Here is an 18,883-nt window from a genome sequence, read left to right as displayed (position 1 = left end):
GGGCACTGCCCGGGGCCGCCCTCGGTTCCTCCACAAAGGTTGGCGGCGATAGCATCCGGTAATGATCTGTGTGTACGGTGCGGGCAGCATCGGGTGTTATGTCGGGGGGCGGCTGGCCGCCGCCGGAGCTGAAGTCGTGTTCGTCGGGCGCGAGCGGATCGCGGCCGAGGTGCGCTCTCACGGGCTCGTCCTGATCGACCTCGACGGGGCGGTCGAGCGGGTCGAGGCGCCGCGGTACGAGACCGACCCGGCCGCCGCCGCGGACGCCGATCTGGTGCTGGTCACCGTCAAGTCCGCCGCGACCGCCGACGCTGCGGCCCGGCTCGCCCCGCGGCTGCGGCCTGGGACGCCGGTCGTGAGCCTCCAGAACGGGCTGCGCAATGCCCAAGTGCTGCAAGCGGGCGGCGTCGAGGCGGTCCCCGGGATGGTTGCGTTCAACGTGATCCACCAAGGGGAGGGCCGCTTCCATCGCGGCACCGCCGGGGGCCTGGAGGTCCAGGCCCACCCCGGCCTCGCCGGGCACCTCGCCGCCTTCGACCGCGCGGGGCTCCCGCTGACCGTCCGCGACGACCTCCTCGGCGTCCAGGCCGGGAAGCTCGTCCTCAACCTCAACAACGCGATCAACGCCCTCTCGGGCCTGCCGCTGCGCACCGAGCTGTCCCAGCGGCCGTTCCGGCGCGTGCTCGCCCTCGCCCAGCGCGAGGCCCTCGCCGCCTACAAGGCCGCCGGGATCACCCCGGCGAAGACCGCCGGGGCCGCGCCGCGGCTGCTGCCGGTCATTCTCGGCCTGCCCGACGCGCTGTTCACCCGCGTCGCGGCGCGGATGCTCGCCATCGACCCGCACGCGCGCTCCTCGACGTGGGACGACCTCGAATCGGGGCGTCCGACCGAAGTGGACTACCTGAACGGCGAGGTCGCGGCGCTCGCCGCCGAGCACGGCACCGCCGCACCCGTCAACGAGCTGCTGACCGCCCTGGTCCACGAGGCCGAGGCCGGCGGGCGCCGGGACTGGACCGGGCCCGAGCTCGTCGCCGCCGTGCTGCGGCCTGCCTGAGCGCCGCCGTTCAAGACTGCGCCACCTCCAGTTCACTCCCGTTGGCTAGCTTGACAACTGCACCACGGGAAGCGTTGTGTCTGTGCACAGTCGAATACGGAGGACGATTTGCGCACGCCAGAAGAGATCATGCAGGACCTGGAGTCCCGCGTCGCCGTCATCCAGGAGCGCGCCGGCCGCGCCGAAGAGCTCCTCGCCGAGTCCGAGGTGACCCTCGCCGACGAGGACGAGATCGTCACCGTCACCGTGAACGCCGGCGGCAACCTCACCGGCCTGCGCTTCTCGCCCCAGGCGCGCGGCCTCTCCGGCACCGGCCTCGCCGACCTGGTGCTGGAGGTCTACCGGCTCGCGCTCGAAGAGTCGGGCCGCAAGACCACCGAGATCATGTCCACCCTCCTGGGCGAGGACTCCGAGGCGATGAGCGTCATCACCGGATTCGCCGCCCCCCGGACCGAGGAGCCCTAAATGGTCAAAGTGGACCCCCAGTTGCTGCGCGACCACGCGTCGCGGCTCGTCAACGGCCCCATGCCGATGGTCGTCCAGGCCGCCGACGCCGCCAAGACCGTCCGCCTCGGCGACGAGAACGCCTACGGCATCGTCTTCGCCCAGCTGATCCCGCCCGCCCTGGACCTGTTCCTCGACGACGGCTCGGAGACCCTCGACTCCATCGACGACCTGGGCACCGGCTTCACCGCGGCGCTCCAGGCGACCGCCCAGCACTACCAGACCGTGGACGAAGAGGTCGCCGCCGTCTTCGACGCACTGCTCAAGGAGCTCGACCGGTGAACGCCGCGAACCCCCTCATCGAGGGCGAGACCCCGACCACGATGCCCCAGAGCTCCAAGATCTTCTACGGCGTCTACAAGGCCGGCCAGGCCTACGGCAACGCGATCACCCAGGGCCAGGTCGACGTCGGCGACATCGCCTCCTCCACCTTCTCCCTGGGCCTGGACGCGCTCTCGTTCATCTCCAACCCCTTCAAGCACCTCGTGCAGGCCGGCGTCTCCTGGCTGTTCGAGCACATCTCGTTCCTGCGCGAACCCCTCGACTGGCTGGCGGGCAACCCCAACGCCATCGAGGGCCTCGCGATGACGTGGAACAACATCTCGATGGCGCTCCACGACGCGTCCGACGCCTGGAAAGCCGAAACCGCGACCACCATCGACTGGGAGGGCCAGGACGCCGACGCGTACCGCCAGAGCGCGGGCGCCTTCGGCGAGGTCATCGCCGGTGCCGCCGAGGGTGCGAAGTGGACGGCGAACCTCATCACCGGCGCGGGCGTGCTCGTCGCGATCTTCCGCACGATGTTCCTGGAGATCATCTCCAACTTCATCGCCGAGGCGATCCTGTGGATCCTCAGCGCCCTCGCCACCGCCGGGTTCACCTTCGGCGCCACCGCGGCCGCCGCGATCGCCCGCGTCGTCTCCAAGGCCGTCTCGGTCTTCGCGAACCTGGTCGGGAAGCTCGGCCAGCTCATGTCGAAGCTCGGCCGCTGGGTCGCCTCCCTCCGCAAGTTCGGCACCCAGTCCACCGGCCTCAAGAAGTCCCTCGACGGCGCCACCGACCAGCTCCTCAAGGGCACCTCGACCGGCCTGATGCGCGGCGGCGGCAAGGTCATGGACGGCGCCTCGAACCTCCGCGGCCTCTCCAACACCCCGCTCGCCAAGTCCCTCGACCCGCTGAAGAACAGCTGGAAGAACCCCATCGACAAGATGAAGACCATCAAGTACACCGCCAACTCCACGGCCGCAGGGGAGAACAACCTCAGCCAGATGGACAAGGAGCGCGAGGCCAACGGCGGGCCGTGACGCGCCCCCGCACGCCGCCCGGCCGGGGCCTGTGGCCCCGGCCGACGCGAACCCGCTTCATTTATCGTTCAACTACCGGGTGTGGCAGGATGGCGGCATGAAGACGATCCCGATCCCGGACCACTCGCCCGACCCCTCCAACGTGGTCCTCGGACTCATGCGGATCGGGTCGCTCGACGACGAGGCGATCCGCACGCTCTACCGGACCGCCCGCGAGGCCGGGATCAACGCGTTCGACCACGCCGACATCTACGGCGCCGAGCGCCACCAGTGCGAGGCCCGCTTCGGCGACGCCCTCAAGCTGGACGACGAGGAGCGCGAGCAGATCGTCATCCAGTCGAAGGTCGGCATCCGCCACCCGTTCTTCGACTTCTCCAAGGAGCACATCCTCCGCTCGGTCGACGAGTCGCTCCAGGCGCTGCGCACCGACTACCTCGACGTGCTCCTGCTGCACCGCCCCGACACGCTCATGGAGCCCGAGGAGGTCGCCGAGGCCTTCGACGAGCTCGAAGCCGACGGGAAGGTCCGCACCTTCGGCGTCTCCAACCACACCCCGCTCCAGGTCGAGCTGCTCAAGACCGCGGTGCGGCAGCCCTTGGCGTACAACCAGGTCCAGCTGTCGATCACCCACTCGCCGCTCATCGCCCAGGGCGTGGCCGCGAACATGGCCGGCCTCGACCAGTCCGTCAGCCGCGACAACGGCCTCCTGGAGTACTCGCGGATCAACCGCATGACCCTCCAGGCCTGGTCGCCGTTCCAGAAGGGCTTCTTCGACGGCGTCTTCCTCGGCGACCGCGAGAACTACGCGGAGCTGAACGACCTGATCGACGAGCTCGCCGCCAAGTACGAGGTCACCCCGACCGGCATCGCGGTCGCATGGATCACCCGCCACCCGGCGAACATGCAGGTCGTCCTCGGCACCACCAACCCCGGCCGGGTCGCCGACTCCGCGGCCGGCTCGGAGGTCCCGCTGACCCGCGAGGAGTGGTACCGCCTCTTCATCGCCGGCGGCCACACCGTCCCCTAGAGCGCGCCTCTCGGCAGCGTCAACCGGAACCGGCATCCGGACCCGCTGTCGTTGAAGCCAGCGCTGTCGAGGAGTTCGACGTCGCCGCCGTGCGCCTGCGCGATCTGGCGCGCGATCGGCAGCCCCAGGCCCGTGCCCGGGGCGCTCTCGCCGCGCCAGAACCGCTCGAACACGCGCTCCCGGTCGGCCTCGGGGATGCCCGGCCCTTCATCGGACACGGTGACCGCCACGGCATCCGGGGCCGCTTCGACCTCCACCGCGACCACGGTCCCTTCCGGAGCGTGCTTGACGGCGTTCCCGACGAGGTTCCCGATCGCGCGGCGCACGCTCGGGCCGTCCACCGCGGCCTCCGCGCTCGTCGCACCGGTCACTTCGACTGCGGCGGGCGCGAACTCGGCGGCGACCTCCCGCACCAGTTCGGCCAGGTCCACCGGCCGCCGCTCGATCACGCGGGCCCGTCCGCGCGCGTCCACCAGCAGCTCGTCGACGACGTCCCGCAGCCGGTGCGCGGCACTCCGGCTGCGCTCCATGCCCTCCCGGTACAGCTCCAGGCTCGGCTCGGGGTGTGCCAGCACCACATCCGCGCCGGTGATCAGGACCGCGAGCGGCGTGCGCAGCTCATGGCTCGCCTCCTCGACCAGCTGCCGCTGCACGGCCGCCGATCTTTCGAGCCGGTCCAGCATGGAGTCGAACGCCGCCGCGAGCGCGACCGCCTCGGTCGTGCCCTCCGCGTTCCCCACGCGCAGACCGAGATCGGTGCCCTCGATCCGCTCGGCCGCGGCCCGGACCCGCTCGAACGGGCGCACCGCCCGGCCCGACCACCACCACGCGAGCGCCACGGTGACCGGCAGCAGCAGCACCACCGTGAGCACCGCCCAGCCCGACGGCTCGATGCCGGACCGCGAGACGGTCCGCTCGACCCCGTCGTCGCCGACGACGCCGTACGACTCGTAGTTGATCGCGGTGACCCCGAAGACCAGGACCACCGGCAGGTAGATCGCGATCGACCCGGTGAGCGCCAGCCTGACCCGCAGCGATTTCATCGTTCCTCCAACCGGTAGCCGACACCCGTCACCGTGGCGATCGGGCCCGGTTCGCCGAGCTTGCGGCGCAGGCGGCTGAGGATCACCCGCACGGAGGCGGTGAACGGGTCGGCCTGCGCGTCCCACACGTGCTCCAGTAGATCCTCAGTGGACAGTGTCTCGCCGGGGTGGTGCATGAAGTACCGCAGCATGGAGAACTCCCTCGCCGTCAGTTCGAGCGCCTCGCCGCCGCGCCAGGCGCGGTGCGCGGCGGCGTCCAGTCGCAGGTCGCCGACCTCCAGGACCGCCTCGCGCACGTCGGCGCGCCGGGCCAGGGCCCGCAGCCGCGCCGCCAGCTCCGCGAAGCTGAACGGCTTGACCAGGTAGTCGTCGGCGCCCGCGTCGAGCCCGGCCACCCGGTCGTCCACCGCGTCGCGCGCGGTCAGGACGAGCAGGCGCCGGGGCCGGCGCAGGTTCGGGTCGGTCCCGAGGCGCCGCAGCAGCTCCAGGCCGTCCCCGTCGGGCAGCCCGAGGTCGAGGCACGCCACGTCGAAGTCGTTGGCGCACAGCAGTTCCTCGGCCTCGGCCACGTTCGCGGCGAGGTCCACGGCGTAGGCCTCGTTCCGCAGCCCGAGTGCGATCACCGGGCCCAGGTCGCGGTCGTCCTCGACCAGCAGGATGCGCACTCGGGCTCCCCTCAGCTCAGGCGGGCTTCGGCGGTGCCGGCCGGTCCGGTCACGGTCATCAGGCCCTCCGCGAACACGACGCGGACGCCGTCCCCGACCCCGACCAGGTCGCGGCGGTACTCACCCTCACCCGTGGGCACCAGCGTAAACGCCGGAGGGGAGGCGTCGAGCATGACGCCGCCGATGCCGCCTCGCTCGTCGAGCGCGTACCAGCCGAGCAGCTCGGCCCCGGCCGTGGTGAAGCGGACGTAGGTGCGCAGCTCGCCCTGCTCCTCGGCCGTCCCGGCGAGCTCGACCGCCTCGATCTCCCCGATGTCGCCCTCGACCGCCTCGATCTCCTCGCGCCCGGCCTCGGTCTCGCCGTTGAGGAGCGCGAGGACGAGGTCCTCGTGGGCGGCGACGTCCTCGACCGTGAAGTCGGCCGAGGCGAACATGGCGGCCACCGCGTCGGCGCCCTCGGCGGCGACCTCCAGGCCGTCCTCGCCCGCCGTCACCGCGTACGAGCCGCCCGACTCCAGCGTGTAGGTCCCCACCCTCGATTGCAGCTCTTCGGGATCGGCCTCGGCGTGGCCCTCGGGCATCGGGATCGGCTCCCCGGCCGCGAGCGCGGGGCCGATCGCCTCCACGAGATCTCCTGCGATGACCTCCTCTGAGTTCGACGTGACCGCGATGCTCATCTCCAGCTCCGGCAGCCACACCGCGACCGCGTTGTGCCCGGTGTCGCCGCCGCCCCCGGAGGCGGTGATGAGCGGGGTTCCGAACATATCCGGACCCACCGACACCCACCCGGGGATCTCGGCCGAGCCGTCCCCGTAGTCGAACCGCGTGCTCGTGAGCACCTCGACGGCCGCGGGGTCGACGACCTCGCCTTCGAAGAGCGCCTTCATCCAGTCCGCGAGCTGCCCGGCGGTCATGGCGAGGTCGCCGTTGCCCTCCATCGCCCAGAACGGGCCCGCGAAGTCCCCGTTCTCGGTCGACGGCGCCCCGTCGACGGTGCCGACCGCGCGCGGTCCGGGCGCGGCGGGCTCGCCGTCCCAGAAGCCGCCGAACCGCTCGCCGTCGAGGACCAGGATCTCCTCGGCGAGGTAGTCCCGGTAGGACCCGGTGGTCTCGTCGACGATGAGCGCCAGCAGCGAGTACCCGGCGTTGGAGTACAGGAAGTCGCTGCCGGGTTCGAACGCCGAGGCCAGGCCGCTGATGGCCGCGATCGCCTCGTCGCGGTCGAGGGGCTGGTGGTCGCGGCCGTGCTCGCCCTCCAAGCCGCTGGTGTGCAGCAGCAGCTGCTCGACGGTGACGTCGGCGGCCGGGCCCGACAGGCCCGGCAGGAGCGCGCCCGCCTTGTCGCCCAAGGACAGCGCCCCGTCCTGGGCGAGGTCGAGGATCGCCGCGGCGGTGAAGCCCTTGCTCACCGAGCCGATCCCGAACACGGTGTCGTCGGTGTTCGGCGTCGACTCGTCGGCGTTCCCGAGCGCCACCCGGCAGTCCATGCCGTTCCCGTCGATCGCGACCGCCCCGGCGAACCCGGCGTCGGCCCACGCGGCGAGCGCGCTCGCCAGCTCCGGGTCGCAGTCCGGCGGCGCCTCGCCCCGGCCGGGGCCCTCCTCGACCGAGGTCATGCACCCGCCGGCCAGCAGCGCGGCCGCGATCATCGTTGATATCCGTCTCATGCCAGGGACGGTAGGCGCGGGGGTGTAAACCGGGCTTAAACGAAGGTGCATCGATAAACTTCGATCGAACATATTGCCTTTGAAAGCGGATTCCGACTATACTTCCCAAAGGCATTGAATCGATTCAGTTCAATGCGTGAATGAGAGCGCACCGTGTCGACCCGGCATGCCCATGGTGCGCCGCTCCGCCGCACCCCGGCGGACCCCCATCCTCACTTCTCGACACGCGGAGCATTCATGCGAACCACCCGAAACCGGCGGCTGCGCAGCCTGTCGGTCCTGGCCGCGGCCGTCCTCGCGGCCACCGCCGCCGCGACGGTCTGGGGCACGGCCGACGCCGCCACCGTCCGCTACGAGTCCGAGACCGCCCCGGCGACCTGCGACGGCACCATCGACTCCAACCACGCCGGGTACTCCGGCAGCGGCTTCTGCAACTCCAGCAACGCCGTAGGCGCGGCGAACCAGTTCACCGTGAACGTCCCGGCCGCCGGCACGGCCTCCGTGGCGATCCGGTACGCCCACGGCGCCACCGACACCCGCTCGGCCGACGTCATCGTCAACGGCGCGACCGTCCAGGCCGCCAGCGCCTTCCCCGCGACCGGCGCGTGGACGACCTGGTCGACCAAGACCGTCTCGGTCGCGCTCAACGCCGGGAACAACACGATCCGACTCGCGGCCTCGACCGCGGCGGGCCTGGCGAACATCGACTACGTCGAGGTCACCGACGGCGCCCCGCCGCAGCAGACCGGCCGCTACGAGGTCGAGGAGCTGACCCGCGGCGTCACCGTCGTCCCCTCCGGCTCGGGCCGCCTCGTCTCCTGGCGTCTCTTGGGCACCGACCCGTCGAACGTGGCGTTCAACGTGTACCGCAACGGGACCCTGCTCAACAGCACCCCGATCACCGGCGCCACCAACTACCTCGACACCGGCGCCTCCGGCACCTACACGGTGGCGGCCGTCAACGGCGGCACCGTCGGTCCGCAGGTCGGCGTGGAGGCGACCTTCAACTCCAGCGGCTACCTCGACATCCCGATCCAGCGCCCGGCCGGGGGCACCACGCCATCGGGCGAGGCGTTCACCTACGAGGCCAACGACATGAGCGTGGGCGACCTCGACGGGGACGGCCAGTACGAGTACGTCGTCAAGTGGTACCCCTCGAACGCCAAGGACAACTCGCAGTCCGGGTACACCGGGAACACGATCATCGACGCGTACGAGCTCAACGGGACCCGGCTGTGGCGGATCGACCTGGGGCGCAACATCCGCTCGGGCGCGCACTACACGCAGTTCCAGGTGTACGACTACAACTCGGACGGCCGCGCGGAGATCGCGATGAAGACCGCCGACGCGACGGTCTCGGGCACCGGCCAGGTCATCGGCTCCTCCAGTGCCGACTACCGCAACTCCAGTGGTTACGTCCTCACCGGACCGGAGTACCTGACGATCTTCAACGGCCAGACCGGGGCCGCGATGGACACCGTCGACTACAACCCGCCGCGCGGCACCGTCTCCAGCTGGGGCGACAACTACGGCAACCGGGTCGACCGGTTCCTGGCCGGGACGGCCTATCTGGACGGTTCGACGCCGTCGATGATCTTCGCGCGCGGCTACTACACGCGCTCGGTGATCTGGGCGGTGGACTGGAACGGCACCGACCTGACCACCCGCTGGACCTTCGACTCGAACTCGGCGGGCAGCCAGTACACCGGCCAGGGGGCGCACAGCCTCTCGATCGCGGACCTGAACGGGGACGGGAACCAGGACGTCGTCTACGGCGCGATGGCGGTGAGCTCCAGCGGTTCGGCGCTGTGGCGCACCGGCTTCGGGCACGGCGACGCGCTGCACGTCTCGGACTTCGTGCCCAGCCGCGCCGGGCAGGAGGTGTTCATGCCGCACGAGAGCACCAGCCAGCCGTCGTCGAGCCTGAACGCGAACAACGGGGCGATCCTGTTCCAGACCCCGGCGTGCTGCGACAACGGCCGCGGCGTGGCGGCGAACGTGCTCGCCTCCAACGCGGGCGCCGAATACTGGTCCTCCAGTGTGGACGGACTGCTGAACGCGTCGGGCGCGAACATCGGCGCCAAGCCCGCCTCGATCAACTTCCTGTCCTGGTGGGACGGCGACGGCGAGCGCGAGCTGCTCGACGGCACCAGCATCACCAACTACCCGTCGGGGACGCTCCTGTCGGGCTCCGGGGTCCTGTCGAGCAACGGCACCAAGGCCACCCCGGCCCTGTCGGCCGACCTGTTCGGCGACTGGCGCGAGGAGGTCGTCTGGCGCACCAGCGACTCCTCGGCCCTGCGGATCTACGCGACCCCGCACCAGACGAGCCTGCGCATCGCGACCCTGATGCACGACATCCAGTACCGGGTCGCGATCGCCTGGCAGAACACGGCCTACAACCAGCCGCCGCACCCGAGCTTCTACATCGGCTCGGACGTCACCAGCTACCCCTGGCCTGACGTCCGCGTCCCGTAAGAGAAAGCCGGTCCGAGGCTCCGAAGCACCTCCCGGAGCCTCGGGCGCTCACCTTCGGAAATCGCGCAGCACGATCTCGCAGTCGTAGTGCTGCGAGGCGGTCATCTCGCCGCGGAACCACAGGAGCGGGGTCCGCGACGGGTCGCCGGGGGCGACGACGGGACGGAAGTTGTCCACATCGGAGCCCTCGGTGACCGGCGTCCAGGTCCACGACTCGCCGCCGTTCCCGGTGCGGGCGTGGAAGATCTCGTGGTGGGGGAGCACCGCTCCGTCCCGGGGGTCGACCGGCGTGGAGACGTACACCGAGTCGAGGTCGTACGGGTCGATCGCGGCCAGGCCGGTGTAGTCCTCCTCGTGCGGCATGAGGCCGGGCCCGGCCTTGGCGAACTTGCGGACGGTCCACTCGCCGCCGGGCGCCATGCGGGCGTAGAAGAACCGCAGGTCCGGGTGGGCCTTCTGCCGGTCGAGGTGCTCCTCCTCCCCGGCGCGGGCGGTGAGGACCGCCGCGACCGAGCCGTCCTCGCCGTGGCGGATGTCGGTGGTCCAGCAGTGCGAGATCCGCACCCCGCCCCACCGCGACCCGGCCTCCAAGATGGTCGTCAGCTCCACTTGCGACGGCGCCTCGCCGCTGAGCGCCTCGGCGTCGACGACGGTCCCGTCGCTGCGGTGCAGGGCCCCGTTCGCCAAGTAGCCATGGTAGATCGAGTTGTCGAAGTCGCGCGGGTGGTGGTCGGTGGTGACCAGGTCGATCCGCTTCCCGTCCCCGGAGTACCGCGTGTACCCGTTGACGTAGCCGACCTTCGGCCGCGTGAACAGCTTGCCCGCGTAGGCCCAGGTGTCGCCGTCGTCGTCGGAGACGAGCGCGCACTGGTCGTCGTTCACCGCGCGCGCGAAGCAGTACAGGCGCCCGCCGACCGACCGCAGGTTCGAGTACGTCACGCCCGCACCGCCGGTCAGCGCCGACCAGTCGAACACGGACTCCGGACCCCAGCGGGTCGGGTCGCCCGGTTCGCTGACGCGCCAGCGCGTCAGATCGTCGGTCTTGTGCCTGGTGTAGACGGCGAGCCAGCGCCCGTCGGCGCGGCGCCACAGCGCGGGCACGTCGTGGTCGTCGGCTTCGAGCCGCTCGTGCAGCACCACCGTCGTGCTGGTGCCGGCCCGCAGGTCGACCACGGACAGCTCGACGTTCCCCGCCCGCGCCTGGCCGCCCGGACCCTCGGGCGCGGCGATCGAGCCGACGACGAGGGTCCCGGTCGCGGGGTCGACGAGCGCGCGCTCGTCCTGGAACCAGCACCAGGCCCCGTTGTCGTTGACGATCAGGGGTGCGGAGTCGCGGTTCATGGGGTTCCCTCCATCGGCTTCGTCGCCATCGCCACGACCTTATCGGAAAGCGCTATCCAACACCACCCCCCACCTTCGGTCTGCCACCAAAGGCGCAGTCGCCCTACAGAAGATCGATCCCGCGACCGACGCGCCGCCACCCCTCGCGTCCATACGCTCGGCACATGGACCTCGCCATGGCCGCCTCGCTGGCCGCCCTCGCACTCATCGACTCGACGAGCTTCGGGACCCTGCTCATCCCGATCTGGCTCCTCCTGGCCCCCGGCCGCGTCAAGGCCGGGCGCATGCTCGTCTACCTCGGCACGATCGCCGTCTTCTACTTCGCGGTCGGCATGCTCATCGTCCTCGGCGCGACCACGTTCATCGACGACCTCGGCGCGCTCCTGGACACCCGCCCCGCGATGTGGGTCCAGCTCGTCGTCGGCGTCGGCCTGCTCCTCCTCAGCTTCCGCTTCGACTCCAAGAAGTCCAAGGAGGGCGGCGGCCGCATGGGCCGCTGGCGCGAGCGCGCCCTCGGCATCGAGACCGCCGAGCCCGGGACGACCCGCACGCGAACCAACGCGCTCCCGCTCGTCGGCCTCGCCCTCGGCGCGGCCACCCTCGAAGTCGCCACCATGCTCCCGTACCTCGCCGCGATCGGCATCGTCACGACCTCCGGCATCGGCCCCGCCGCCACCACCGCCACCATGGCCGGCTACTGCCTCGTCATGGTCCTGCCCGCCCTCGCCCTCCTCGCGGCCCGCCTCACCGCCCGCAACGCCGTCGAGCCCCTCCTGGTCCGCATGAACAACTGGATGACCAAGAACGCCGCCTCCACCACCGGCTGGATCGTCGGCATCGTCGGCTTCCTCGTGGCCCGAGACGCCGCCTGGCGCCTCGGGCTCCTGGAGATGCTCTTCAACCGCTGACCCGGCCCTCAGTCGTCCAGCTCGGTCTCCATGGGGCTGAACATGTTGCCGGGGAGCTCCATCTCCTGGAGGCGGTGCGCCAAGCGCACGGGCCAGGTGGTGTCGCGGAAGCGGCGGCGCATCTCGCCCATGACGGTGGGGACGGCGAAGGAGAGGAAGTCGGTGCCGAGCGCGGGGTCGTAGCGGTCGACGGCGTGGATGAGGCGGAGGGTGGCGACCTGGACCAGGTCGTCTCTGGGGACGCCCCGGTGCGAATAGCGGCGGGCAATGTGGTCGGCGAGTGGAAGGTACCCGGTGATGATCTGGCCGCGGAGTTCGCGGCGGCGCGGATCGGCGTCGTCGAGGCCGGCCATCTGCGCGAATAACGGTTCGAGCGCCCGGTAGTCGTCGTCGTGATCGCGTCTTCTGCTGTTGTGTGGTGCCATTGAAGGCCACCGCCCTGCGGCTGTCTGGTTCGGCAACCGGCGTGGGCCGGCCTTGGATCGACCAGGTATTGCAGGTCCCGGGCTGGCACCAACACGTTCCGGCCCCAGAGTGGGGATGACTCGCTTCGCTGCGGTCAGAGCGCCGATTCGCTGATGTTTGCTAAATGCCCGGGTCGTCCTGCCGTCCCGGCCCGTCCTGCAAGGGAGGGCCGTCGCGTCGCCCGAGCGGCTCCATCGATGTCTTCAGCCTATACCCGTTCGGTGTCGATGGACCCGGTCTGACCTGTGCCGATTCCTCTGAACCTCCAGAATGAGCCGCGTTCTGGCGCCGGCTGAGGCGCACGCCGACTACGGCCGCGATCGCAGGGCGGGGCGAAACCCCGTCCGGTCGCGCGGGTGCGCGGGTCAGGCCGTCTTGTTGCCGACGCTTCGCCTGATGAGGCCGAAGACGATGGTGCCGATGGCGAGCACGATGCCGATGACGGCCAGCCAGAGCAGGCCCTTGATGGCGATGCCGACGATCGCGAGCACGACCCAGGCCACGATCAGAATCCATAGAACTGTCCACATACATCGATGATACGCCTTTGAACTGCGCAAATATCTAAAAACCGTGCAATTGATGAAAAAGCTTCACGACGGTCTCGCGCGGCCTCGGCCGGGGACGTGGGCGGCCTCATGTTGCGCCACAAATTAGGTTTGCCTAATATTTCGGGGGACTCCCGAACCAGACAGGAACTCATGAGGCTGCCCGTCCTGCTCCAGGCCCCCGCCGATCCGATCCCGGTGCGGCCCATCCGTATCGACGCCGACACCACGCCCAGGCGGCTGACCCTGCGGGTCATGGCCGCCGCGCCCAGGCAGATGTGGCCGGCATCGATCCTGCTGATCATGCACCAGATCGGCGAATCGCTCGTCCCGGTGATCATGGGCTTCGCGATCGACCAGGCCGTCGCCACCGGCGACCCCGTGCGGCTCGCCCTCTGCGTCGCCCTCTTGGGCGCGGACTTCGCCCTGCTTTCCTACAGCTACCGGTTCGGCTCCCGCTTCGGGCTCCTCGGCATCGAGGCCGTCCAGCACCGCCTGCGCACGCTCGTCGCGAACCGGCTCCTGGACCCCAAGGGCGTCAAGGGCCGCGCCGGGCTCCCGGGTGTCTCGCTCTCGATCGCCTCATCGGACGTCAACAACCTCGCCAAGGCCGTCGCCATCACGGCCTGGCCCGCGGGCGAGCTCGCCGCGATCCTGCTGTGCGGCACCGTGCTCATGGTCCTGTCCTGGGAACTCGGCCTCATCGTGCTGCTCGGTGTCCCGCTGCTGCTCTTCATCATGGACCGCGCGGGCGGGCCGCTGCGCCGCCGCAGCCACGACCAGTCCGCGCTCGCGGGCGAGGCGTCCGGGAAGGCCGCCGACCTCCTCGCCGGGTACCGGGTCCTGTCGGGCCTCGGCGCGCAGGGCGCGGCCGCCGACCGGTACCGCAAGTCCAGCCGCGACGCCCTCGACGGGAGCCTGCACGCCGCCAGCGCCCAAGGCGTCTACATCGGGTCCATGAACCTCGCCTCCGGCCTGTTCGTGGCCGGGCTCGCGCTCGTCGCCGGGCTCCGCGCCTGGAACGGCGACCTCACCGTCGGCCAGCTCATCACCGTCGTCGGTCTCACGCAGTTCATCATGGGCCCCTTGGGAGGCATCTCCAGGAACGCCGGCGGCATCTGGGCCGCCGCCCTCGCCTCCGCCGAGCGCGTCCTCTCGATCCTCCAACTCCCGCACCACGAAGCGAGCCACGGCAAGGCCGTCCCCGACACCGGCGACGGCAAGCTCAGCCTCGCCGACGTGCGGACCGCCAACCTCCGAGCCGACCTCGACGTCGCCCCCGGCGAATGCGTCGGCCTGCGCGCGACGCCCGCCGCCGCGGCCGACCTCGCCGCGCTCCTGTCCGGCAGCGCCGAACCCGAGGCGGGCGCCCTCACCTGGCAAGGCAGGCCCTTCGGCGAATACGAGCTGGAAGCCCTGCGCCGCACCGTCCTCGTCGTCCCGCACCACGCCGCCCTCTTCGACGGCACCATCCTCGACAACATCGGCCTCCTCACCGCCGACCGCGCCGCCATCGACACCGCCCTGGACGCCGCCGACTGCGCCGAGATCGTCGACGCCGCCCCCGACGGCCTCGACACCCAGGTCGGCGAGGAGGGCCTGCGCCTCTCGGGCGGCCAGCGCCAGCGCATCGCGCTCGCCCGGGCTCTCGCCCAGGAACCGCCGCTCCTGGTCCTCCAGGACCCGACGACCGCCGTCGACTCCGTCACCGAGTCGCGCATCGCCGAACGCCTCCGCGCCGCCCGCGGCAACCGCTCGACCCTGCTCATCACCGACGCGCCCGCGCTCCTCGCCGTGTGCGACCGCGTCGTCGACCTGCCCGGTATCGACCTGCCCGCCAAGGAGACCGCATGAGCGACGAGACCCGCGAGACCCTCCCGCTCGCCACCGCCGCCCAGGTCCGCTCCGAGGTCCGCCTCGCCCTCAAGGGCGGAACGTGGAAGGTCGTCGGCGTCATCGCGCTCCTGACCCTCGGCGCCACCGCCGGGCTCGCCACCCCGTGGGCCCTCGGCGCACTCGTCGACGCCGTCTCCGAAAGCCAAGGCGCCGAACGCATCTGGCTCCTCGCCGGAGCTATCGCCGCCGGGGCCCTGTTCGCCGCGTTCTTCGACGGCCTCGGCCAGGTCGGCGCCACCCGCCTGGTCGAGCGCGTCCTCGCCTCCACCCGCGAGCGCATGGTCGCCCGCGGCCTCGCCCTCCCGCGCGCCGCCCTCGAACGCGCCGGCGCCGGCGACCTCGTCTCCCGCGCCGGCGACGACGTCGCCGTCATCGCCGAGGCCGCCCCGATGGTCGTCCCCGCCGTCACCGGCTCCGCGTTCACCATCGTCACCACCGTCGTCGGCATCGCCGTCCTCGACTGGCGCTTCGCGATCTGCGCGCTGGTCCTGGTCATCCCGATCTACGTGTGGACGCTGCGCTGGCACCGCCGCAACGCCCCCCAGATCTACGAGGCCGAGCGCGCCGCCATGGCCACCCGCGCCCAGCACCTCCTCGCCTCGCTGCGCGGCATCGAGACCGTCCACGCCTTCGGCCTCTCCCGCCCGCACGCCGCGACCATCGCCCGCGCCTCCTGGCAGGTCACCATCTGGGCCGTGCGCGCCCGCACCGTCATCAACGGGTTCTTCGCCCGCATCAACCTCGCCGAGTTCCTCGGCATGAGCTCGATCCTCGTCGTCGGCTTCTGGCTCGTGCGCGAAGGCGAGGGGAGCGTCGGCGCCGCGACCACCGCGATGCTGTTCTTCCTGCGGCTCTTCGGACCCATCAACGAGCTGATGTTCGTCGTCGACGAACTCCAGTCCTCCCTCGCCTCAATGCGCCGCATCGTCGGCGTCATCCACGCCGACGAGTTCAAGGCCGCTGAACGCACCCAACCCCAAGCGGCCGCAGCCGATGCGACCGGCATCCGATTCGAGTACGTCCCCGGGCACCCCGTCCTCGACGACGTCTCGCTGCGCATCGGCCCCACCGAGACCGTCGCCCTCGTCGGGTCCTCCGGCGCCGGGAAGTCCACGCTTGCCGCGATCGTCGCCGGCGTCCTCGACCCCGGCTCGGGCACGGTCGCCGGTTCGGCCGCGCTCGTCACCCAGGAGGTCCACGTCTTCGACGGGACCCTCCGCGAGAACCTCGACCTGGTCAAACCGGGCGCGGGCGACGACGAGCTGCTGGCGGCCCTGCACCGCGTCGGCGCCGAGTCCCTGCTCAACCTCCCCGACGGCCTCGACACCGGCATCGGGGACCGCGGCACCGAACTCACCCCGGCCCAGGCGCAGTCGCTCGCGCTGGCCCGCATCGTGCTCCTCGACCCGCCGCTGGCGGTCCTCGACGAGGCCACTTCCGAAGCGGGGAGCGCCGACTCGGCCGCCCTCGACCACGCCTCCGCCGCGGCCCTGGAGGGCCGCGCCGGGCTGCTCGTCGCCCACCGCCTCGACCAAGCGGCCCGCGCCGACCGGATCGTGGTGATGGAGAAGGGCCGCATCGTCGAAGAGGGCGCCCACGACGACCTCGCCGCCGCCGACGGCCCCTACGCCAGGGCCTGGAGCCTCTGGACGCGGGGCCGCTCCTGAAGCGCCCGCGCTACGCCTTGGGCCCGCAGTGGTGCGCCGGGTTGTTCGCATTGGTCAGGCAGGCCCGGACATACAGTGCTTTGATGTCATACTCGCTGAACTCAGCGGATTCGATCTCTCCCTTGCTCCAGGCTCGTTCTTCCGGGATCGGCACGTAGTAGTAGGTCGCGCCGTCGGTCCCGGTCCATTCGATCCGGATGGTCGCGCCTGCGCCGTTCGCGGCCGTGTCCTCGACCGTGAAGGACGTGTGGGTCCGGTAGAAGCCGTTCGCCGTCCGGGTCCAGCACAGGGTGGCGACGACATAGGCGCCCCCGCCGTTCCCGTCGTTGTCCGTTCGGACCGACCTGCCGTTGCTGAAGCCCAAGTCCTTGCAGTAGCCCGGAACCGCCGCGGACGCGGGCATCGCGAAGCCGACGTTCAATGCGGCAGCCATCAGGGCCACCAGTACGCCTGTCAAGGTGCGTCGAAATCTCATCGCAGGTTCCTCCTCGGATGACGGTCGTGCGGTCGGTCCAGTGTCGCGGGAGCCGTTTGATGCGGCTTTAACCGGCGTCTTACCGGTCCAGGATCGTGTTCTAGGCTTGCGGCACATGGACAGACCTTCTGCCGCGATGCACCGCTGGTCCCCGCTCCCGCTGATCGCCCTGGCCCTCACCGGCTGCTCCGAGACCCCGGAGGCCGAGCCGGGTTGGGAGGCGACGGTCTACTACACCGCCGTCGAGTCCTTCCACGACGGCACACCGGTCGAGGTCCGCGGCTGCCCCGTGCTCGAATGCGAGAGCGGCGACGACCTCCTGGGCACCTACCCGAAGGACTTCGTGCAGGCCGTCGAAGACGAGGGCACCGGCCGCATCACCAGTGGCGAGCAGGCGGGCATGTACCTGAACTGGTCCTTCGACGTCGGCTACTGGCTCGACACCGAGCCCCGCAATTCGCATGGCGATCCCTTGCGGCCCTTCATCTCCGCTGCCGCCGATCCGGGGGTCCTCGCCGAGGGGACCGAACTGCGCATCACCTACTGCGGCGAAGCGGAGGACGTCGAGCCGGCGGTCTGCCAGGCGCTCAAGAACGCCGAATGGATCATCGAAGACGAGTTCACCCCGGGTCTCGGAGGTGAGCGGCACATCGACCTCTATCTGGGGGAGGAGAACCAGGCCGACTTCACCGAAAGCCCCTGGTACACCACCCTGACCAACGCCCGCATCGAGCACTGACCCCGGAAACGCCGAACGGCCCCCGGTGACGCGGGGGCCGTCGGTCTTGCAGTCGAACTAAGCGCTTCGCCACAGCAAGGAACGCAGTCCAGTCGGCTGCCGAAGCCTCCAGGATCGGGGAAGACTCCCCGAGCTTGGTGTCCCGGACCTGGGCGACGCCCTCATGCGCACGGGCTTCCACGCAGGCACCACCCTGGCTGTTGCTGCGTGAGGACTTCTTCCAGTTGTTTGTCAGCATTTTGGTCTCCACTCATATGAGCCGCTCGGCCAATGCGAGCGTGTCCGAGAATACGACACGCACACGATCAACTTCGTCTTTGGTCGCCTCGTAGTGCGCCCCGAACGGACCTTCGTGGTAGCCCACTTCTCGCTCGTCTGCATCCTCGAAACCGAGGATCTGGTACGACCCGATCATCGACGGGTGAAATCCATGTGGCGGCAAGATGTAAATCTCTACGTTGGGTCGTGCGTTGTCGTCCCTGAGCTGCTGGAGTTGTTCTTCGTAGACTCCCGTGCCCTGCATCAGATCGAGCGAGGACTGGGTTTGGATCAACCGAATCCTGGCAGGATTTTCGCGCTTCAGCACTGCCTCGCGCCGGCTCCCTCGAAGATCGAGCGAATCGTCGATCTGGGTATGCGACAGCAGGCCACTGGCCTCCATCGTCGCGCGGCCGTAGGCGCGTGTCTGCATGAGACCGGTGATGAAGTTGTCCTCGAAGATATCGATCGTAGATGCCAGGGGCTCAAGCTGTTTCAGTCGTTCGAACCACTGCGGACCGCTATAGCGCCAGGTATTGGGGGAGCCCTGTCGTATCTGCTTTGCCTTGGCCTTCGCCTCCACGATCACATACTCCGGTGCGCCGTAGTCGCGCAGCAGATCGCCAACGATCATGGGCTCCATGTAAGTGAGCTTGCCGGACTCGTATGAGCCGATGATGTCCTTCGTGGTTCCGAGGGCGTATGCGGCGGCTTCCCTGCTGGAGAATCCGGCCCGGATACGCCAGCGCGTCAAAAGCTCGCCGAGGTCGCGTTGCAAGAATCCTGCACCCATGCGCACATTTTTCCAGGGCGCCGCGTATGGCTGTCAAGCGCAAACCCAGGT

At 70.3% G+C, this 18,883-nt stretch carries 19 protein-coding genes; 10 read left to right on the top strand and 9 right to left on the bottom strand.

Annotation, left to right across the window (positions count from 1 at the left end; all coding sequences use genetic code 11):
- Positions 1-61 precede the first annotated feature (61 nt).
- The 5 genes from DI269_RS11575 (at position 62) to DI269_RS11555 (ending at position 3,889) form a co-directional block, all read left to right on the top strand.
- A complete protein-coding gene (locus DI269_RS11575) occupies positions 62-1,054 on the top strand; it encodes a 2-dehydropantoate 2-reductase (RefSeq protein ID WP_112135978.1) in 993 nt (330 codons plus the stop codon).
- Positions 1,055-1,162: 108 nt separating this feature from the next.
- Complete coding sequence (locus tag DI269_RS11570; protein WP_157974908.1) at positions 1,163-1,519, top strand: YbaB/EbfC family nucleoid-associated protein; 357 nt, start codon at positions 1,163-1,165, stop codon at positions 1,517-1,519.
- Positions 1,520-1,840, top strand: coding sequence for a type VII secretion target (locus DI269_RS11565; protein ID WP_112135973.1), 321 nt, complete (start codon positions 1,520-1,522; stop codon positions 1,838-1,840).
- Entirely contained in the window at positions 1,837-2,862 is a 1,026-nt protein-coding gene (locus DI269_RS11560) for a WXG100-like domain-containing protein (RefSeq protein ID WP_112135971.1), read from the top strand. The genes DI269_RS11565 and DI269_RS11560 overlap by 4 nt, the downstream gene beginning before the upstream one ends.
- 97 nt (positions 2,863-2,959) lie before the next feature.
- Positions 2,960-3,889: an aldo/keto reductase gene (locus tag DI269_RS11555; RefSeq protein ID WP_112135969.1), complete on the top strand. Its 930-nt coding sequence runs from the start codon at positions 2,960-2,962 to the stop codon at positions 3,887-3,889.
- On the opposite strand, the gene DI269_RS11550 is transcribed toward DI269_RS11555, so the two are convergent.
- The 3 genes from DI269_RS11550 to DI269_RS11540 are packed head-to-tail and all read right to left on the bottom strand — an operon-like array spanning position 3,886 to position 7,264.
- Entirely contained in the window at positions 3,886-4,932 is a 1,047-nt protein-coding gene (locus tag DI269_RS11550) for a HAMP domain-containing sensor histidine kinase (protein WP_112135966.1), read from the bottom strand. The two genes, DI269_RS11555 and DI269_RS11550, sit on opposite strands and share 4 nt — an antisense overlap.
- The gene (locus DI269_RS11545) at positions 4,929-5,597 is read right to left on the bottom strand and encodes a response regulator (RefSeq protein ID WP_112135964.1); all 669 of its coding nucleotides are present in this window, start codon (positions 5,595-5,597) and stop codon (positions 4,929-4,931) included. The genes DI269_RS11550 and DI269_RS11545 overlap by 4 nt, the downstream gene beginning before the upstream one ends.
- Positions 5,598-5,608: 11 nt before the next feature.
- Positions 5,609-7,264 carry a serine hydrolase domain-containing protein gene (locus tag DI269_RS11540; RefSeq protein ID WP_198667334.1) on the bottom strand — a complete coding sequence of 552 codons (1,656 nt, stop codon included), beginning with the start codon at positions 7,262-7,264 and terminating at the stop codon, positions 5,609-5,611.
- Positions 7,265-7,501: 237 nt separating this feature from the next.
- Between DI269_RS11540 and DI269_RS11535 the strand changes: the two genes are divergently transcribed.
- Positions 7,502-9,742 carry a rhamnogalacturonan lyase family protein gene (locus DI269_RS11535; protein WP_112135959.1) on the top strand — a complete coding sequence of 747 codons (2,241 nt, stop codon included), beginning with the start codon at positions 7,502-7,504 and terminating at the stop codon, positions 9,740-9,742.
- A 48-nt stretch (positions 9,743-9,790) separates the two neighbouring features.
- On the opposite strand, the gene DI269_RS11530 is transcribed toward DI269_RS11535, so the two are convergent.
- Positions 9,791-11,083: a BNR-4 repeat-containing protein gene (locus DI269_RS11530; RefSeq protein WP_112135957.1), complete on the bottom strand. Its 1,293-nt coding sequence runs from the start codon at positions 11,081-11,083 to the stop codon at positions 9,791-9,793.
- A 164-nt stretch (positions 11,084-11,247) separates the two neighbouring features.
- Here DI269_RS11530 and DI269_RS11525 point away from each other — a divergent pair, with 164 nt between their 5' ends.
- Positions 11,248-11,991 (top strand): GAP family protein, encoded by a 744-nt coding sequence (locus DI269_RS11525; RefSeq protein ID WP_112135954.1) that lies wholly within the window; start codon positions 11,248-11,250, stop codon positions 11,989-11,991.
- Positions 11,992-11,999: 8 nt separating this feature from the next.
- Here the strand turns inward: DI269_RS11525 and DI269_RS11520 are convergent, their stop codons facing one another.
- Positions 12,000-12,416, bottom strand: coding sequence for a sigma-70 family RNA polymerase sigma factor (locus DI269_RS11520; RefSeq protein ID WP_112135952.1), 417 nt, complete (start codon positions 12,414-12,416; stop codon positions 12,000-12,002).
- A gap of 405 nt (positions 12,417-12,821) precedes the next feature.
- Positions 12,822-12,959, bottom strand: coding sequence for a hypothetical protein (locus DI269_RS27745; protein ID WP_198667333.1), 138 nt, complete (start codon positions 12,957-12,959; stop codon positions 12,822-12,824).
- Between the two features lie 198 nt (positions 12,960-13,157).
- Here DI269_RS27745 and DI269_RS11515 point away from each other — a divergent pair, with 198 nt between their 5' ends.
- Together DI269_RS11515 and DI269_RS11510 are read left to right on the top strand one after the other, a co-directional pair.
- Positions 13,158-14,858, top strand: a complete 1,701-nt coding sequence (locus DI269_RS11515) for an ABC transporter ATP-binding protein (protein WP_198667332.1) — start codon at positions 13,158-13,160, stop codon at positions 14,856-14,858.
- On the top strand, positions 14,855-16,567 hold the full coding sequence (locus DI269_RS11510; protein ID WP_112135948.1) for an ABC transporter ATP-binding protein: 1,713 nt from the start codon (positions 14,855-14,857) through the stop codon (positions 16,565-16,567). The genes DI269_RS11515 and DI269_RS11510 overlap by 4 nt, the downstream gene beginning before the upstream one ends.
- Before the next feature lie 10 nt (positions 16,568-16,577).
- On the opposite strand, the gene DI269_RS11505 is transcribed toward DI269_RS11510, so the two are convergent.
- Positions 16,578-17,042, bottom strand: coding sequence for a hypothetical protein (locus tag DI269_RS11505; protein WP_157974906.1), 465 nt, complete (start codon positions 17,040-17,042; stop codon positions 16,578-16,580).
- Between the two features lie 115 nt (positions 17,043-17,157).
- Between DI269_RS11505 and DI269_RS11500 the strand changes: the two genes are divergently transcribed.
- Positions 17,158-17,781, top strand: a complete 624-nt coding sequence (locus tag DI269_RS11500; RefSeq protein WP_232822711.1) for an RlpA-like double-psi beta-barrel domain-containing protein — start codon at positions 17,158-17,160, stop codon at positions 17,779-17,781.
- On the opposite strand, the gene DI269_RS11495 is transcribed toward DI269_RS11500, so the two are convergent.
- Both DI269_RS11495 and DI269_RS11490 read right to left on the bottom strand, forming a co-directional pair.
- Entirely contained in the window at positions 17,729-18,019 is a 291-nt protein-coding gene (locus DI269_RS11495) for a DUF397 domain-containing protein (RefSeq protein ID WP_112135941.1), read from the bottom strand. The genes DI269_RS11500 and DI269_RS11495 overlap by 53 nt on opposite strands.
- A 12-nt stretch (positions 18,020-18,031) precedes the next feature.
- Complete coding sequence (locus DI269_RS11490; protein WP_112135939.1) at positions 18,032-18,832, bottom strand: helix-turn-helix domain-containing protein; 801 nt, start codon at positions 18,830-18,832, stop codon at positions 18,032-18,034.
- Positions 18,833-18,883: the final 51 nt, after the last annotated feature.

The organism is Glycomyces dulcitolivorans (genome assembly GCF_003265355.1).
GTDB classification, from domain to species: Bacteria; Actinomycetota; Actinomycetes; order Mycobacteriales; family Micromonosporaceae; genus Glycomyces; species Glycomyces dulcitolivorans.
The sequence above is the reverse complement of the archived record's forward strand: the minus strand, read 5'-3'. Positions and strand labels throughout refer to the sequence as shown.

What these genes read in the sequence shown, in the direction of transcription:
- DI269_RS11525 (WP_112135954.1), top strand. Translation starts at nt 11,248, where the DNA reads ATGGACCTCGCCATGGCCGCCTCGCTGGCCGCCCTCGCACTCATCGAC.
- DI269_RS11550 (WP_112135966.1), bottom strand. Translation starts at nt 4,932, where the DNA reads ATGAAATCGCTGCGGGTCAGGCTGGCGCTCACCGGGTCGATCGCGATC.
- DI269_RS11510 (WP_112135948.1), top strand. Translation starts at nt 14,855, where the DNA reads ATGAGCGACGAGACCCGCGAGACCCTCCCGCTCGCCACCGCCGCCCAG.
- DI269_RS11540 (WP_198667334.1), bottom strand. Translation starts at nt 7,264, where the DNA reads ATGAGACGGATATCAACGATGATCGCGGCCGCGCTGCTGGCCGGCGGG.
- DI269_RS11500 (WP_232822711.1), top strand. Translation starts at nt 17,158, where the DNA reads ATGGACAGACCTTCTGCCGCGATGCACCGCTGGTCCCCGCTCCCGCTG.
- DI269_RS11520 (WP_112135952.1), bottom strand. Translation starts at nt 12,416, where the DNA reads ATGGCACCACACAACAGCAGAAGACGCGATCACGACGACGACTACCGG.
- DI269_RS11495 (WP_112135941.1), bottom strand. Translation starts at nt 18,019, where the DNA reads ATGCTGACAAACAACTGGAAGAAGTCCTCACGCAGCAACAGCCAGGGT.
- DI269_RS11505 (WP_157974906.1), bottom strand. Translation starts at nt 17,042, where the DNA reads ATGAGATTTCGACGCACCTTGACAGGCGTACTGGTGGCCCTGATGGCT.
- DI269_RS11490 (WP_112135939.1), bottom strand. Translation starts at nt 18,832, where the DNA reads ATGGGTGCAGGATTCTTGCAACGCGACCTCGGCGAGCTTTTGACGCGC.
- DI269_RS11565 (WP_112135973.1), top strand. Translation starts at nt 1,520, where the DNA reads ATGGTCAAAGTGGACCCCCAGTTGCTGCGCGACCACGCGTCGCGGCTC.
- DI269_RS11555 (WP_112135969.1), top strand. Translation starts at nt 2,960, where the DNA reads ATGAAGACGATCCCGATCCCGGACCACTCGCCCGACCCCTCCAACGTG.
- DI269_RS11515 (WP_198667332.1), top strand. Translation starts at nt 13,158, where the DNA reads ATGAGGCTGCCCGTCCTGCTCCAGGCCCCCGCCGATCCGATCCCGGTG.
- DI269_RS11530 (WP_112135957.1), bottom strand. Translation starts at nt 11,083, where the DNA reads ATGAACCGCGACTCCGCACCCCTGATCGTCAACGACAACGGGGCCTGG.
- DI269_RS11575 (WP_112135978.1), top strand. Translation starts at nt 62, where the DNA reads ATGATCTGTGTGTACGGTGCGGGCAGCATCGGGTGTTATGTCGGGGGG.
- DI269_RS11535 (WP_112135959.1), top strand. Translation starts at nt 7,502, where the DNA reads ATGCGAACCACCCGAAACCGGCGGCTGCGCAGCCTGTCGGTCCTGGCC.